Here is a 15475-nt window from a genome sequence, read left to right as displayed (position 1 = left end):
CCTTCCAAGGCACAAACAGGCAACCGGGGGACAGTTCCCGGCTGTCGGTGCAAACGGCAGAGACGGAAGGCGCGTCCTCTCTGGGATTCCACCACACGCCTCCGACGGCGGATTCAATCTCCCTGACAGTCATTGGCAGCATGATGACACGTCCTCCTTAAAGAAAGCTGAACAATTTCCTCGCAGAGCTCCTCATAGGTAAGCCCCGCAGCGGCAGCCTCTTTGGGCATCAGACTCGCGGAGGTCAGGCCAGGGAGAGAGTTGATCTCCAAGCACCACGGCACACCGGCCCCATCCAGCACAAAATCAGCACGGGAATACACGGACAGTCCCAGCAGGCGGTGGAGATTCAGCGCCATTTCGCCAATCTCCTCCTGCTGCTCCACGGTAATATCAGCAGGACATAGTTCCAGCGCCCCACCGGACTGGTACTTTGCCTCATAGTCGAATTTCCCCTTGGCGGAAATAACCTCGACCGAAGGCAGCCATCGGTCCCCCAGAACGCCAGTGAAAATATCTCGGCCCACAATCCGCTCTTCCACAATAATTTGCCCGTCAAAGTGTAAAAGGTCCCGCAGGGCGGCTTTCAGCTCTTCCTGCGTCTCAGGCATGTAAACCCCGATAGAGGAGCCGCCTCCCGGCGTCTTCACCACGCAGGGCATCGGCAGCTCTTGGGACAAGGCTTCCACTTCGGCCTCGCCATACTCCACCAGCCGCCACTTGGGTGTGCGGATACCGGCAGCTTCCATCAATCGCTTGGTGACGATCTTATCCATCGCCATGGCGGAAGAAAGGTGACCCGATCCTGTGTAGGGGATTCCCAGCAAATCCAGCGTAGCCTGAATACGTCCGTCTTCCCCGCTCTCGCCGTGCAACCCAACAAACACGATATCCGCCAGGGCGCAGACGTTTAAAACGTTCGTTCCGATCAGGCTGGGGCCCTGGTCCTTCCGGCTGCGGCGCACCGCTTCCAAATCCGGCGCGGTGGTTTTAATGGCGGCGTTGCCGCAGCGTCCGTCCGGCGCGTCAAACACAGCCTCCAGCGGACCGTCATAGTCCTCAAGCCCCAAAAACAAATCCACCAAAACAGCCCTGTGGCCCCCCTTGCGAAGCGCCCGACATACAGCCGTCCCCGTAACCAGCGAAACTTCCCGCTCCTGCGAAAGGCCGCCGGCCAATACCACGATCTTCATGGTTCCTCCTTCCGCCGCCGTCGGCGGCCCACACAAATGCCCTTTTCCCAAAGCCTGCCACCGGCAGGACCGGGCTATCCAATAGCTATTGCAATCCGTACCAGTTTAGCACAATTTTTCCGCAAATACAAGCGCAGGAACCTGCCGGAAATACTTTTCGGCAGGTTCCTGTACTCTTTTATAAGTGAAGCGCCGGGACTCTTTAGCGCATCCAGTCCAGAAGCCCGGTTTGCTCTCCGTCCAGCAGCGTTCCCGCCGCACAGAGCATCTGGGCCGCATCCGCCCGGGTCATGGGCTGGGCAAGTGTGCCACTTCCGAAGCTGCCCACCGACATGACGCTGACAGCCTCCAGATTTCCCACGGCCTGTGCCGCCCAGGAGGGCGTGGCGTCCCGGTCTGCGTACCATGTGGCAAGGTCCACGTCGCCCACCGCCAGCACCCGGTCCAAAATGGCCGCTGCTTCATTGAACGTCACGGGTTCATTGCTGCGGAACGCTGCTCCCGTCTCGGTGGAGACGCCCCGGATGATTCCCTCGGAAAGGCCTGCCGCTGCATAGGACTTGGCCCATGTGGGAATCGCCTCATCATCGGAGAAGCCCGTCATGGTAACGGTATCTGCCGGAAGGTTTGCAAGCTCCATGGTCATGGCCAAAAATTCGCCCCGGGAAAGTGTGCGCTCGGGTTCAAAATAGTATTGCCCGCCGATGCGTGCGCCGGTGAAGGCCCCCGTCTCCGCCAGATACTGGGCGGCGGCAGCAGCGGAGCTGTTTTCCATATCCTGATGCTCCACACCCGACTTGGTCTTATCCACCATCACGGTGACGGTGGCAGGAGCGGAGACATTCCCCGCAGGATCCGTCACCACGTAGGTGAAGCTATCCTTCCCGCTTTTGCCCTCTGTTGGCGTATAGGTGAATACGTCCCCCTCCACGGTGACGGTGCCTTTTTTGGGCGCCGTTTCCACGGTAAAGGTCAGTTCGCCGTTTTCGTCATCCGAGGCAAGAAATTGTGCGCGGTAGGGGATGTTGCGGTAGGTTCTGACGGAAATTTCCTTTGCGATGGGTGCGCCCTGAACCGGGGGTGCCGGTTCCTCGCTCTTTTTGCCGAACAGCGCCTGAGCGGGCACGGTCAGCGTCACCATCAGCGCCAGCAGCAACGCCGATATGCGGGCTTTCTTATTTGACATTTTCAAGGGAACACGACCTCCTGTTTTAAATCTTTGATTCAAATTCTGTGTGGAGGTAGTGTTTGCCGTCACAATAAGATTATACAGAAAAAGAGCGGCAAAAGCCGCTCTTTTTCCATGATTTTATGTCACCCTTTGCACGGACATGCAAAAAACATTCCATTTTGAAAAAATCGTGTGCCATCCATGGCCCAATACAAAAAAGCGGCGACTTGCCCACGAGCACAGACAGCATCGGGAGCCAACGCATCAAATGTACCAATAACATAGCCGCTGCTATGATATGCTATGTTTTCATTGCCGACCGTCTAATCATCGTCTAATTCCCCGTATTCATGCTTTAAAGTCCGACAAATATTATTAACTTTCTCCAAATTCTGACGAAAAATCTATTAGAGCGTAATAAACCTAGTGAATTTCGGAAGAAAAATATTGCGTGCCAATAAGATGAGGAGATTTGATAGGATGAAAAGTATTGCGGCAAAGATCATTACCTGTATCGGTGGGATTGTACTGGCGGCTATGGTGATCGTCTGTGTAGTCACGTCGACTATGGCGTCGAGGGATATGCGCCAAAGTGAAGACAGAATCGTGCAGTTGTCCAACCAAACGAGCGTCTCCAATGTGTCCAACTACCTGTTAAAATATATAACCATTGCCCAACAAATGGCACTTGACCAAAATGTCGTTGATTTATTGCAGTCCGGCTCAACCACTGAAAACATGAAAGATTCCCCATATTACAGAGGCGCTTTTACCATGCTCTCCAATCTCATGGAAAATGAATCGGAAAATATTATGTCCGCTTACATCTCCAGCGCCAATACCGACATGGCATTTGACGGCAAGGACTGGTTTCCCGATGATTTTGATCTAAAAAGCCGCAGTTACTGGTTTTCTGAGCAATCCGACATCGACAGCGGTTATATCATCACCGAGCCGTATATAGACCCGCATACCAATAACATTGTCACGACGATTTCCGTCCCTGTTTACGGATCGTCAGGTGATATTCTCGGCGTCACGGCCATTGATATCCAGATTACCACGATCTGCGACATGGTGGTTAATGCGCAGACCTCGTTTAAGACGGGTTCTCAGATGTTGATTTCCAGAAGCGGTGCCATCCTCGCGCATCCGAATCAGGACCTACTGATGCAAGGCCTCGATTCCGCAGGGTACTCGCAGGAAATGCTCGATGAACTCACTCTCCCAACCGGAAACGTGATTCAATACACCGAAAACAGCAAGAACGCCTTTGCGGTCATCGGGCAGGAATCCCTGAGCAAATTTTTGATTGTTACCTCTGTCCCGCAAAAAGAATATCAGCAGGCTGCCTCCCAACTGGTTCTGGTAAATACAATAACCTATCTGATTGCAATTACGGTTGTAATTCTCATCATTCTGCTGATTGCCAAAAGCATCTCAAAGCCCCTGAAACGCCTGACAGCTATCACAGATGATTTGGCTGCCGGCCATCTGGATGTCAACATCAACATATATTCCAAAGACGAGGTTGGCCGGTTGGCTACATCCATGCAATCGCTGGTCACCCGATTGAGAGAATATATCGCTTATATCAGCGAGACGTCCGAGCTTCTGGAGCAGATAGGACACGGAAATCTCGACCTGAACTTTAAAAACTCTTATGATGGAGACTTTGCCATTATCAAAAATGCTCTTCTGAAAACATCTGCTATGCTAAACGGAATGCTGACGGAGCTTCGCAATGTTTCCAACAATGTATCCTCGAATGCCCTTCAGGTATCAAACGGTTCACAGACGCTTGCACAGGGAGCTTCTGAGCAGGCATCTTCCATCGAAGAATTGTCCGCCATGGTTACCACGGTCGCTTCCGGCATTACAGAAAATGCCACCAATGCCGTACAGGCCAGCAGCCTTTCCAAAGAGGCGGAAAGCAGCTTGGTCGAGAGCAATCAACACATGAAGAACATGGCAAATTCCATGGAGCGCATCAACTCTGCTTCTCTGGAAATCCAGAATATTATCAAAGTGATTGATAACATCGCATTTCAAACGAATCTACTGGCGCTGAACGCAGCAGTGGAGGCCGCCCGTGCTGGTGAGGCGGGAAAGGGCTTTTCCGTTGTGGCCGACGAAGTTCGTAATCTGGCGCAGCAGAGCACCGAGGCTGCAAAGAGTACCGCGGAACTGATTGAAACTGCTGTTGCGGCGGTCAAAGAGGGCACCGAAATTTCGGCCGCAACTGAAATGTCCATGAAAGATGCCTCTCTTCAAGCTGCTAAGGCCATGAAAATGATGCAGGCCATTTCAGAGGAAACGGAAAAGCAGTCAGTGTCTGTCGAGCAAATCCGAGTTGGTATTGATCAGATCTCCACGGTGGTTCAGGTCAACGCGGCCACCGCTGAGGAAAGCGCGGCATCCAGCCACGAGCTCTTAAATTATGCTGAGCATCAACTGGAACTTATCAGCGTCTTTCACTTGTCCGAAGAATCACCCAACGAAATCTATGGCGGGTCCTCGATCGCACAGGATAAAACCGCTGAGATTTTCTGTGAACCGGCCAATGAGTCGTTAGAAAAGCCTACAGAAAATAATGCAAAAGAAAATTTTGCAGGAAAATATTAATTGTCTTTGTATCATCTAAAAAAGGAGGCATTCATCATGCGGAGAGAAACGTTCACCAAGTTTCCCTCCGCATGATGGGCCAGATCTTAAATTTACCATTTGTTTGCAGGACTCCTTTTTAGCAGTGTTTAAAAGCAAGGGAGATCGTTCGATGAAATATAATGACAATAATAGTAGTGATTTTCCAAGAATGAATAGAATTCAATGTAATGATCTATTTAAAATCAAATATTGTAATTCCTGCTCATCGTATCCTGCACACTGCTGCAAACCAGTCTATTGTGTTACAGGACCCACCGTCCCACAAGGGCACAGGGGCCTCGGTCCAGCTGGTCCAACCGGGGCTATCGGTACAACTGGCGCAGACGGGTCTCCCGGCATTATCGGTCCGACCGGGCCCACTGGTGCTAACGGCGTAACTTACCCGACAATGGAAGTTTGCGCAATCTTATCTGCACTATCTTTTGCCCCATATAACGTATCAAAATCTCCCGATTGAGCAGTTCCCTTGCCATCGTTCCGTTAACGGACTCTACAAATTCGTTTTCCCAAGTGCTTCCCGGCATGATGTACATCGGCGCTACTCCCATCTCGGACAGCTATTTCCCGAGCACTTTTGCCATATATTGATTGAAGATAAAACAAGCAAGGCGGTATTCCCTTTTTGTATCAGGGAATACCGCCTAGGTTTATATCGATGGAACGTGAAATTGGTCAATATAAGCCTGCATAAGCTATATAAAAAGGTCTCCGTCAAAACTAGATAATTTGTTGATAAAATGGTATTATATTAAAAATGCACTAAAGGGGTGACAACGCTGGTACTTTGGCTCCGGAAGCACTTCTCCCACGGCCTTCAGCATACCCTATAACCTTCCACGATTCCCCGCCTGATTGACAAGCTGGAACGAAGGGGATATGTAAAAAAGCAGTCGGAAGGGAAAAATGTCTGCTTGCTTTCAACTCCGGAGGGTCAGGCACAGCAGGAAAAGATTGTCGTTGCATGGAATTTGCTCACAAAAACTATCAGGCTATTTTGACAGAAGAAGAGCTGCTGCAGCTTCTGGAAATAAACAAAAAGCTACTTGAGAAGTTGACAAACAAATCTGAATAATCAAACACAAACAGGAGGCTATTTATTATGGAAGAAATTTTTAGCAGAAGAAGCATCCGGAAATTTTCCAGCCAGCCGGTAGAGCCCGAAAAAATTGACAAGCTGCTGCGGGCAGCAATGCAGGCGCCCTCCGCCGCCAATCAGCAGGCGTGGGAATTTATTGTGGTCCAAGCCAAAGAGAAGCTGGCACAGGTAGCAAAAACTTCACCGTACGCAACGCCCGTCGCAGGCTCGGCGGTGACGTTTGTTCTTCTCGCGGATGAACGTAAAATGAAGGTGCCGACCGGCTGGGAGCAGGATCTGGGTGCGGCGGCAGAAAACATGTTGCTGGAAGCCGTTCATTTGGAACTTGGTGGCGTATGGCTGGGCGTCGCCACGTCTGACCCTGTGGTAGAAAATGTCCGTAAGTTATTTCAGCTCCCTGAAAACATCCGACCTTTTGCATTAATTTCGGTTGGTTATCCGGACGGACAAAAAAATCAGTTTGTTGACCGCTATCAGGCTGAGCGTGTGCATTATGAAAAATGGTAATGGTAAAGAAGGCGCAGCATCAAAGCATTTTAAAGACGCTGCGGTCCGGTTCGGAAATTATATGGAAAAGCCCTGTGAAGCGCATCTGGTTCACACGCTGGCTTAGAAAGGATGTGGTAACATGAAAATGGATTTCTCAATTGAGGAAACGGTAAAGACCCGCAGCAGTGTCAGATCATATCTGGACCGCCCGCTTCCTGTCGGCGAAAAAGAAGAAATTCGGAATTATATTGCGGGGCTGAGCAATCCGTTTTCTGTCGAAGTGTCCTTTCACCTGTTGGAAAAAAATGCCTCCGCAGAGAACCTGGGACCCTACGGCGTTATTAAAGGAGCCTCAGACTTTGTCGGAGCGACTGTCGCTCCGGTTGAGCTGGGGCTGGAAGCCTTGGGCTATTCCTTCGAACAACTAATCCTGTATCTTACATCTCTGGGCTTTGGAACTTGCTGGCTTGGCGGGACCTTTGACCGGAGCGGATTTGCCGCGGCCATGAATCTGAGAGAGGGAGATCTGTTCCCCGCGATTTCGCCCATTGGATATTCTCAGGAGAAACGGCGAGTGATGGATTCTATGGTACGCTGGGCTGCAAAGTCGAATCAACGCCAGCCGTGGGATACCCTGTTTTTCAAGGATGACTTTTCTCATCCACTTACGCAGTCTGAAGCCGGTGATTATGTAGTCCCTCTTGAAATGCTGAGGCTTGCTCCGTCGGCAGGAAACAAGCAGCCTTGGCGGGTAGTTCAGGACAAGGACACCTATCATTTTTATGAGATGCGCTCCATAAAGGATAGCAAACTGGGGATCGATATCCAGCGCACGGATGTTGGTATCGGTGCCTGCCACTTCCATTTGGCAGCACTGGAACGGGATCTACCCGGTCGGCTGGTCAAGCTGGCTAAACCTGAAATTCATGTACCGGAGAAGATGCGCTATCTTTTTTCGTGGACAGCAACATGATTTATAAGCTGTCTTTGAAAAACTTTAAAGCAGCTATTAATATGCATTTTTAGCATCTTTTCATTTGCTCATAAAACACAAAAGAGGTCAAATGCTATCTATCCTTTGATTATATAAATATTTGGGCACTGCGTCTTTCTCGCAGTGTAAACACGATGCGAAACTCATCAGCCGGAAAGTATGTCTCAAAGCACTCATTTTCTACGGTATGATTCATATCCGCAAATAAGCAGTCCGATTAACATTACAATAATCGAAATTATAAACGGATATAATAAGTCCTTACAGAGCAATGAGCCAAGCAGGCCACCAGTACCATTATATATGCCTGGATTCATAATGGCGTACATAAAGCTAAATGAAGAAAAAATTAAACCGACCAACGATACAAGTATTCCAAATAAAAATTTCTTCAAAAATTTTCTCTCCTTCATGTCCATCATAAACATAATGGGCAACTCGATCATTACTCTATGTTTCCAGTTTTGCTCATAATCTTCTCTCATACACTAACTCGTTGATACCATTGTAGCTATGAGTAAAAATTAATTGTAATTTGCGCTCAACATCCTGGTCTTCAAAAAGTTTAATTCCGCCCCCTAATATAGTAGGAATAATTGCAATGTGGTATTTGTCAATTAGGTCTAAGGAAATACATTGATTAACAATAGATGCCCCTCCACAAATCCAAATATCCTTTCCATTTTCTATTTTTAAATTATTAATTAACTCGCTTATGCCCCTATCCGTATAAATAATTTCGTCTGTTGCCCGCTTAGTTTTATGAGTAATGACATAGCTTTTCAGCCCACTATATACCCATTGATTAGGTGAAAGTTCAGTAACAATTTGGTGGTAAGAATTATATCCTAAAATTACGGTGTCAATTGTTTTAATAAACTCATCATAGCTGCCCGTATTTTCCGGGTCACTTCCATCACCACTTAACCATTCAACGCCGCCGGCTTTATCTGCAATGTATCCATCTAAACTCATAGCTATATATAAAACTACTTTTTTCATAATAAACATCCCTTAACATAATTAATCAGATTGTATTCCAAATGTAAGTCATAAACAAACTGCAAAATTCTGCTAAGATAGCTAACTGCCCATTGTGCTATATCCCTAACGGTCAGATACCCCATAGGGCAAGCATAATATACAGTCTGTTTAGTCATTCAATATGTGAAATCATTTCAAATTGGCTGACGTAATGCTCGAATCCAAGGACCGTAAGAAATTTTATTACCGTATCATTGGGTGCTTCAATGTTGAGAACACGAATTTTTTCTGCTACTGTACTCGTTTCCAGTTCAGTTAAAAATCCGCTCTGTAAGCGCAGTCCGGTCAACGAAAAGCCGATTAACTTTCGCCATCAAATGCTCCAACTGAGAATTTGGAGACAAGGCCGCGGCGGCGCATCATCGTCTCAAAATCCGTGAATGATAAACTCATAGGAACTTATGGCCATACATCTTAAAGGAAGCCTGTGGTTCATTTCTCGTATTTCTCGGCAAAACAAACCCGCTTTAACCCTAGTAAACCGGCGCTGCCGGCAATCGTGATACCAAAAAACAGTACTTCCACGGGCAGGTCCATATAATCAACGATTGTTCCGTTACACAACGTGCTTCCAGTACAGAGAATCAGGTCTGCGAAAGAATGAATTATCTCGTCTTTCTTGTGGCTTCCATCCTCCACCACAACCCCATAGCGCTGTTGCCCGATATTCCCCGGATTCAGATCAAGTACCCGTACCTCGTATTCGCTTCCGGACAGCATTTCAAGAAGTGAGGGCTGATAACCGATCAGTGCAATCCGCCTGACGTACGGATAATTTTCCCGAAGAAACGCCAGCATGTCCACCGCGCATTGTTCCGGTCCGTCCGTTCGGCAGTGCACGGTCCCGCTACACAGTCCCACGGAGTTCATCACTGCATTCAAGGTTGCAATAAAAATTCCGCAGTTGTGAGAATTGTGGGCAATTTCCATTTCCAAAATCTCAGCAAGAGTTCCATTGAATGCGGTCGGAGAATCTGTAAAAGCCTGGCCTCGGCAGCCACGGTACTTTGCTTCAATCATGACATCCTTTCCGGTAATAATCGGGAAGTCTTTCCGAACCGTTTCGCCAATTGCCTCCTGCGGCGTCAAAGCACGGCAGGACACTGTTACGGCGTCATCTTCAATATGATACTGTTTTAAAACCTGTAAAAATCTAGTTTTCAACGTTCCATAAAGTTCTTCCCTTGTCATGGCAATTCCTCCGATTTTTTAGTAATCCCGAGAAAATCAAGGACCTCTTGCCCCCATTTGGCACTGTATAATTCATTGCTTTTTACTATACCACAAAGACGTCCATCAATCAGCACGCCAATTCGATCCGCCAGACACTCCGCTTCGGCAAAATCATGGGTCACAAAAATTAAAGAGCAGCAAAAATCTTCCCGGATTTTCCGCACCATATCATACATGTTGTGTTTAGTGACCGGGTCCAGTGCGGAAAATGGCTCGTCCAGCAGCAATAAAGATGGTCGCATGATCAGCGCGCGTGCCAAAGCAACACGCTGCTGCTCTCCGCCGCTGAGTGTTCCGGGATACTGATTGAGAATATGCCCGATCTCAAACTGCGCCGCTATCTCCTTCACCCTGGCCTTTATTTCCGCCTTTGGGACTCCCTGAATTTTGGGCCCGTAAGCAATGTTGGAAAATGCCGTCATATGCGGAAATAGACTGTAATCCTGATAAAGGTATCCAATGTGCCGCCGGAAGGCCGGGATCTTACACATCGGGGCTGTTCCGTAAAGGACTTTCCCTTGATCCGGTTGATAGAATCCAGCAACCGCTTCCAAAAGCATTGTTTTGCCGGATCCGGTTTTTCCAATGATGGAAAAGATCTCATTTTGCCGAAGCGAGAAATTGATGTGCTCCAATGAAAAATTCCCGCGCCTGACCGAAAGATCTCGTATCTCCAAAAGGCAGTCTGAATTATGATTCATAGCGGCTCAGCTTCCTGTTCGCTTTGGCGAGGCGGTTTGCGATTCCAAGCGAGACGGCGGAAATAAGTAGTAAAATAAATGCGCTCGCCAGCGCGCCGCCCAGATTGTTGGTGCTGACATCCAGATAAATGCTGGCAGGCAGCGTCTCTGTTTTCATGCGAGTCACTCCCACCAGCATCAGTGTTGCCCCAAATTCCCCCAAGGCTCTCGACCATACCAAAATAAACGCACTGATCAGACTGTTTTTGCACAGAGGCAGCAGGATGGTAAAAAAGCATTTCCCCTGTGTGGCTCCAAGCAGTCCGGCCACCCGCTCCAGCTTTTGATCGACCCCGCGAAAGGCCGTTGATGTCAGCTTTACAGCGAACGGCAGATTGACAACCAGTTGCGCCAGGACAACGCCACTGCTGTTGAAGACCACTGGAAAGCCCGCACTCTTCAAAGCCTTTCCCAAAGGCGAGGAAAACAGAATCAGCATGCTCAGCCCTAATACAATATTGGGCAGTGACATCGTCAGTTCCAGAAGAATCTCAATGACTTCCCGGCAGAACAATCTGGTTTTAGTCAGGACATATGAAACTGCAATCGACAGCAGGAAGCAAAGTGTGCTGGATATGCACGCGCTTTTAATGCTTAAATATACCGCAAACAATGTTTCGGGTTGATGCAGGCATTCCGGGAGACTACGTATCCCCCGGAATGCGATTACGAAAATATTTCCCCCGATAAAAAGAATCGTCAGGAGTGTGAGAAAAATACAAGCGGATTGGAAAACGTTATGTTCTCGCCGTTTCATCCTGCCAATTCGTAGCCATTGGCAGTCCATATCTGGCTGGCTGCATCAGAACTGAGAAATATGCTGAATGCGTCCGCAGCCGCGCTGTTTGTGGAAAAAGTAAGCCTTGCCGCCGGGACCGTTTTTATATAGCTATCCAAGTCCTTCGTCTCACAGATTTCTACACCATCAGCATTGCAGTTCTCTTTCCAGATGATAGTCGCATCTGCCTCACCCAAACCAACAACCGTTGCCAGTTGGGGAGCCGTGGTCGTTGTGGCGCCAAGCGTTACCGCATCGGAGACACCGAAATCAGAGAATGCTTTTTTTGCAATCTTTCCAATCGGTGTGGACTCCGGATCTCCAATTACAGTCACTATATCGCTTTTGTCAAGATCCGCAATGCCGGTAATTCCTTTTGGATTTCCCTTGGCAACTGCCAGCACGGGAATGTGTTTTACAAGGTCTACACTGCCGGATACATTATCTTTAACAGGCTTTACCTCATCCGAAGAACCGGCAATAAAGAAGTCGCCCTCCTTGGACTCTGTGATCTGTGTTTGAATCTGCGCCGCGTTTGCGTAAGTAACATTCATTTGACAGCTGGTTTCCTCTTGAAATGCGGCTGCAATTTCCTGAAAAGGCTGCTGCATCCCCGCACCGCAGTAAACTAGGAGCGACTGACCACTGAGATCCGGTGTAGCCGATGTGGAAACTGCCGCTTCTCCGGATGCCGCAGAGGCGGCTGCTTTGCCAGAGGCGCTGCCGGAAGAATCCTGTCCCTGTGCGCCGCAAGCAGCAAGTGAGAGTATCATTGTTAACGCAAGGACTGTTACTAAGATCTTTTTCATCTGTTTCTCCCCCTTATGAATAATTTGGTATGCTGTCTATATAACAATAGCACAATCGATATTCTCGGTCAAGAATAACGATCTTTATATTGTGGATTAAATTACCTGTAACGAGGGTAGCTTATGGATGCGAAAAACCTCAAGTGCGCAGTTCACCAGCGTCTCGCTCTTTTTTATGCTCAAATCCCATATCAGCGCCAGTGCAGCCCGATCTGCATGGTGCTGGTCGTGGTACCGTCGATGTGCCACTAATCAATCGCACTTAGAAAGAGAACTGTCTTTATCGCTTTTTTGCGGCATATGTCAATTTTGTTCTTGACATATGCCATTTTCACTTATATAATCGAGGCATAAATGACATATGCCACAATCAAAGCGATTGGAAGTGACGATCCATGTTAAATATGGATGGTACGGGTTCTTGACAGATGTGGTACCAGGTACGTTGAGGCTATGGCCGTGCTGCCGTGCAAGCCACGTTGAAAAAAGAGCTTTTGTCGTTTCGTTGCCGATAGCAGCAAAGACGCGCTGGTGGTGCTAAAAGCAGCTCTGGAACAGCATCTCGCCTGCGTAAAGTATCGCTTGCAGAGAGGTTAATTCACAGACTGATCGGAGGACTCCCCGGCGGGAAAAGATTGGAGGAAATCATGCCGCGCCCCAAAAAATGTAGGAAGGTCTGCTGCCTTCCGTCCATCAGCGAGTTTGTTCCCGCAGGAGAGAACGTCTCTTGCCGTGATACTGTTGTGATGACGGTGGATGAATATGAGACGGTTCGCCTCATCGACAACGAGGGGTTTTCGCAGGAGGAATGCAGCGGTTATATGAACATCGCGCGCACAACAGTACAGCAAATTTACGATGGCGCGCGCAAGAAAGTCGCTCACGCCCTAGTGGATGGTTTGCCGCTGAAAATTGAGGGCGGTAACTACCGCCTGTGCGATGGCAAAGAACGCTATTGCAATTGCGGGGGTTGTCGGAGACATCGCTGCGGCTGTGTGGAGAAAGAACAAGAGGAGGAGCATTTATGATTATTGTGATACCCGTTGATGAGGGAAAGGAAAAGGTCTGCGTTTCATTTGGCCGCACGCCGTATTTTCTTATCCACAATACAGAAACCCAAGAAACACAAACGGTGGAAAACCCGGCAACCGAGGCGCAGGGTGGCGCTGGCATCCAGGCGGCGCAGTTTGTGGTTGATACGGGCGCGAATACGCTGATTACGGTTCGTTGTGGTCAGAATGCCGCAGACGTGTTCAAGGCCGCAAAAATCAAAATCTGCAAATCAATGGGAGGCAGTGCAGACGATCAACTCAAGGCATTTGCGGAGGGAAAACTTGACGAGCTGACCAGCTTTCATGCGGGTTTTCACGGCAAGGTATGAGGGTTGCGGTACTCAGCGGAAAAGGAGGCACTGGCAAAACCTTCGTATCAGTGAATCTCACTGCTGTTTCGCAAGACGCGGTTTATATCGACTGCGATGTGGAGGAACCAAACGGCCATCTTTACTGGACACCGAAAATTGAAACAGAAGTGCCAGTTTCTGTTTGGGTTCCCGTGTTTGACGCGGAAAAATGCAGCGGATGCCGGAAATGTGTGGAGTTCTGCCGATTTCACGCGTTGGCCTTTGTGAAAGATAAGCCAATGGTTTTTTCCGAGGTCTGTCATTCCTGCGGAGGCTGTGCGCTGGTGTGCCCCGAAGATGCCGTCACGGAAGTATCACGCCCAGTTGGTATGGTGGAGAAAGGTGCAAAAGCCGATGTACGTGTGGTGACAGGCATCTTGAATACCGGCGAAGCATCGGCGGTACCTGTCATTAAGGCTGCCTTGGGTGCCGGGGGCAAGGCTGATTTTACCGTCATCGACTGCCCGCCCGGCAGTGGGTGTCCGGTGATGGAAAGTGTGAGGGATGCAGATTGCTGCCTGCTGGTGGTTGAGCCCACCGCCTTTGGCTTACACAATTTTAAGATGGTACATCGGCTGGCTGCGCTACTGCAAAAGCCCTGCGGCGTGGTGATCAACAAGGCCGACGTACCTTACGCGCCGCTGGAGGAATACTGTGCGGCGCAGAGCCTACCCATTCTACTGCGTATTCCGTACACCGAACAGTTAGCGGCGTTGGGCGCGGCGGGTGAAATTGGTGTGGAGCAGGACATCGAGCTCGCGCAGACGTTTAAAGGACTGCTCTCCGCCGTTAAGGGAGGGCTACTCTCATGAAGAAATTGCTGATTCTCAGTGGAAAAGGTGGTACGGGCAAGACCACCACCGCCGCAGCGTTTATTCGCTTTGCCGATGCCCACGCCTATGCGGACTGCGATGTGGATGCGCCGAATCTTCATCTGGTGACCACAATGAGCAGTGAACCAGAGTATTTTGACTATCTAGGTTCGCAAAAAGCCGTCATTGACCCGGCTAAATGTCTCGGTTGTGGAAAGTGCGCGGCAGTCTGTCGCTTTGACGCCATTCGCAAAACAGACCGCGGATTTTCAATCGACAAATTTTCCTGCGAGGGCTGCGGTGTATGCGCTGCGGTTTGCCAAGGTACTGCAATTTCACTATTGGACGACGTGGCCGGCGAGGTGACGCTGTATCGAGACCAGGCGGTGTTTGCCACGGCGGAACTCAAAATGGGGCGCGGCAATTCCGGCAAGCTGGTATCTGAGGTAAAGCTTGCGCTGGCGAATGCCGCGCGGGGTGAGGAACTCGCGATTATTGACGGTTCGCCGGGAATTGGCTGCCCGGTAATCGCCTCCATGAGCGGGGTGGATCTGGTGCTGATTGTGGCGGAGCCCTCGCTATCGGGCCGCAGCGATTTGGAACGTATTCTGAAAACGGCCGAGATTTTCCAAACGAAAACGGCTGTATGCGTCAACAAATACGATTCGAGTCCGGAAAACACCGAGAAGATCGAGCAGTTCTGCACCCAGCGCGGCATCCCCTTTGCGGGCCGTATTCCCTATGACAGGCAGGCGTCTGCCGCTATCAATTCCGGAAAGAGCCTTGCGGATATCGACTGCCCTGCATCCCGCGCACTGCGGGAAGTGTTCGAGCGCACCATGGATTTGCTGGGAGGTGATACGAGATGAAAATTGTTGCGCTGATGGACAATACCTCGGAGCACCCCGCGTGCTGTACGGAACATGTCATAAGCCTTTATCAGGAAACTCCTGAGTAAATACACCTTTGAGGAGCACTTGAATGCGGCTGGAATGGGCATTCTAAATCTGTCGGCATGGGTTTTGCCCGATGTGCTTGTGGGCGGTT

At 49.5% G+C, this 15475-nt stretch carries 16 protein-coding genes; 7 read left to right on the top strand and 9 right to left on the bottom strand.

The genetic code is table 11. The annotated features are described in order from the left end of the window. Positions 1-113: 113 nt before the first annotated feature. On the bottom strand, positions 114-1193 hold the full coding sequence (locus RT018_RS10665; RefSeq protein ID WP_312941740.1) for a D-alanine--D-alanine ligase: 1080 nt from the start codon (positions 1191-1193) through the stop codon (positions 114-116). A gap of 202 nt (positions 1194-1395) precedes the next feature. After that, positions 1396-2379, bottom strand: coding sequence for an Ig-like domain-containing protein (locus tag RT018_RS10660; RefSeq protein WP_312941801.1), 984 nt, complete (start codon positions 2377-2379; stop codon positions 1396-1398). Positions 2380-2844: 465 nt separating this feature from the next. Here RT018_RS10660 and RT018_RS10655 point away from each other — a divergent pair, with 465 nt between their 5' ends. Beyond that, positions 2845-4989 (top strand): methyl-accepting chemotaxis protein, encoded by a 2145-nt coding sequence (locus tag RT018_RS10655; RefSeq protein ID WP_312941738.1) that lies wholly within the window; start codon positions 2845-2847, stop codon positions 4987-4989. A gap of 407 nt (positions 4990-5396) precedes the next feature. Here RT018_RS10655 and RT018_RS15840 read toward each other — a convergent pair whose 3' ends face one another. Then, on the bottom strand, positions 5397-5564 hold the full coding sequence (locus tag RT018_RS15840) for an integrase core domain-containing protein (RefSeq protein ID WP_397360151.1): 168 nt from the start codon (positions 5562-5564) through the stop codon (positions 5397-5399). Positions 5565-6130: 566 nt separating this feature from the next. Between RT018_RS15840 and RT018_RS10650 the strand changes: the two genes are divergently transcribed. Together RT018_RS10650 and RT018_RS10645 are read left to right on the top strand one after the other, a co-directional pair. Beyond that, a complete protein-coding gene (locus tag RT018_RS10650) occupies positions 6131-6634 on the top strand; it encodes a nitroreductase family protein (protein WP_312941736.1) in 504 nt (167 codons plus the stop codon). A 121-nt stretch (positions 6635-6755) separates the two neighbouring features. Beyond that, complete coding sequence (locus tag RT018_RS10645; protein WP_312941734.1) at positions 6756-7589, top strand: nitroreductase family protein; 834 nt, start codon at positions 6756-6758, stop codon at positions 7587-7589. 194 nt (positions 7590-7783) lie between these two features. On the opposite strand, the gene RT018_RS10640 is transcribed toward RT018_RS10645, so the two are convergent. From RT018_RS10640 to modA, 6 genes are all read right to left on the bottom strand, one after another. After that, on the bottom strand, positions 7784-8095 hold the full coding sequence (locus RT018_RS10640) for a hypothetical protein (RefSeq protein WP_312941732.1): 312 nt from the start codon (positions 8093-8095) through the stop codon (positions 7784-7786). Beyond that, positions 8079-8612, bottom strand: coding sequence for a dihydrofolate reductase family protein (locus tag RT018_RS10635; RefSeq protein ID WP_312941730.1), 534 nt, complete (start codon positions 8610-8612; stop codon positions 8079-8081). The genes RT018_RS10640 and RT018_RS10635 overlap by 17 nt, the downstream gene beginning before the upstream one ends. 474 nt (positions 8613-9086) lie before the next feature. After that, a complete protein-coding gene (locus RT018_RS10630) occupies positions 9087-9845 on the bottom strand; it encodes a Rossmann-like domain-containing protein (protein WP_312941728.1) in 759 nt (252 codons plus the stop codon). Next, on the bottom strand, positions 9842-10522 hold the full coding sequence (locus tag RT018_RS10625) for an ATP-binding cassette domain-containing protein (protein ID WP_312941726.1): 681 nt from the start codon (positions 10520-10522) through the stop codon (positions 9842-9844). Before RT018_RS10625 ends, RT018_RS10630 begins: the two co-directional genes overlap by 4 nt. A gap of 55 nt (positions 10523-10577) precedes the next feature. Then, positions 10578-11384, bottom strand: coding sequence for an ABC transporter permease subunit (locus RT018_RS10620; RefSeq protein ID WP_312941724.1), 807 nt, complete (start codon positions 11382-11384; stop codon positions 10578-10580). Continuing rightward, positions 11381-12214 (bottom strand): molybdate ABC transporter substrate-binding protein, encoded by an 834-nt coding sequence (gene modA / locus RT018_RS10615; RefSeq protein ID WP_312941722.1) that lies wholly within the window; start codon positions 12212-12214, stop codon positions 11381-11383. The genes RT018_RS10620 and modA overlap by 4 nt, the downstream gene beginning before the upstream one ends. A 647-nt stretch (positions 12215-12861) precedes the next feature. Between modA and RT018_RS10610 the strand changes: the two genes are divergently transcribed. Genes RT018_RS10610 through RT018_RS10595 form a run of 4 tightly spaced genes read left to right on the top strand, consistent with a single transcriptional unit; the run spans position 12862 to position 15297 of the window. Continuing rightward, entirely contained in the window at positions 12862-13242 is a 381-nt protein-coding gene (locus RT018_RS10610; RefSeq protein ID WP_312941720.1) for a DUF134 domain-containing protein, read from the top strand. Further along, positions 13239-13595, top strand: coding sequence for a NifB/NifX family molybdenum-iron cluster-binding protein (locus RT018_RS10605; RefSeq protein WP_312941718.1), 357 nt, complete (start codon positions 13239-13241; stop codon positions 13593-13595). The genes RT018_RS10610 and RT018_RS10605 overlap by 4 nt, the downstream gene beginning before the upstream one ends. Beyond that, complete coding sequence (locus RT018_RS10600; protein WP_312941716.1) at positions 13592-14428, top strand: ATP-binding protein; 837 nt, start codon at positions 13592-13594, stop codon at positions 14426-14428. The genes RT018_RS10605 and RT018_RS10600 overlap by 4 nt, the downstream gene beginning before the upstream one ends. Further along, positions 14425-15297 (top strand): 4Fe-4S binding protein, encoded by an 873-nt coding sequence (locus RT018_RS10595; protein WP_312941714.1) that lies wholly within the window; start codon positions 14425-14427, stop codon positions 15295-15297. The genes RT018_RS10600 and RT018_RS10595 overlap by 4 nt, the downstream gene beginning before the upstream one ends. The last annotated feature ends 178 nt before the right edge of the window (positions 15298-15475 follow it).

The sequence above is a fragment of the Oscillibacter sp. genome (genome assembly GCF_032060045.1).
Lineage (GTDB): Bacteria > Bacillota > Clostridia > Oscillospirales > Oscillospiraceae > Oscillibacter.
Note: the sequence above shows the minus strand (reverse complement) of the source record. Positions and strands in the feature narration are given on the sequence as shown.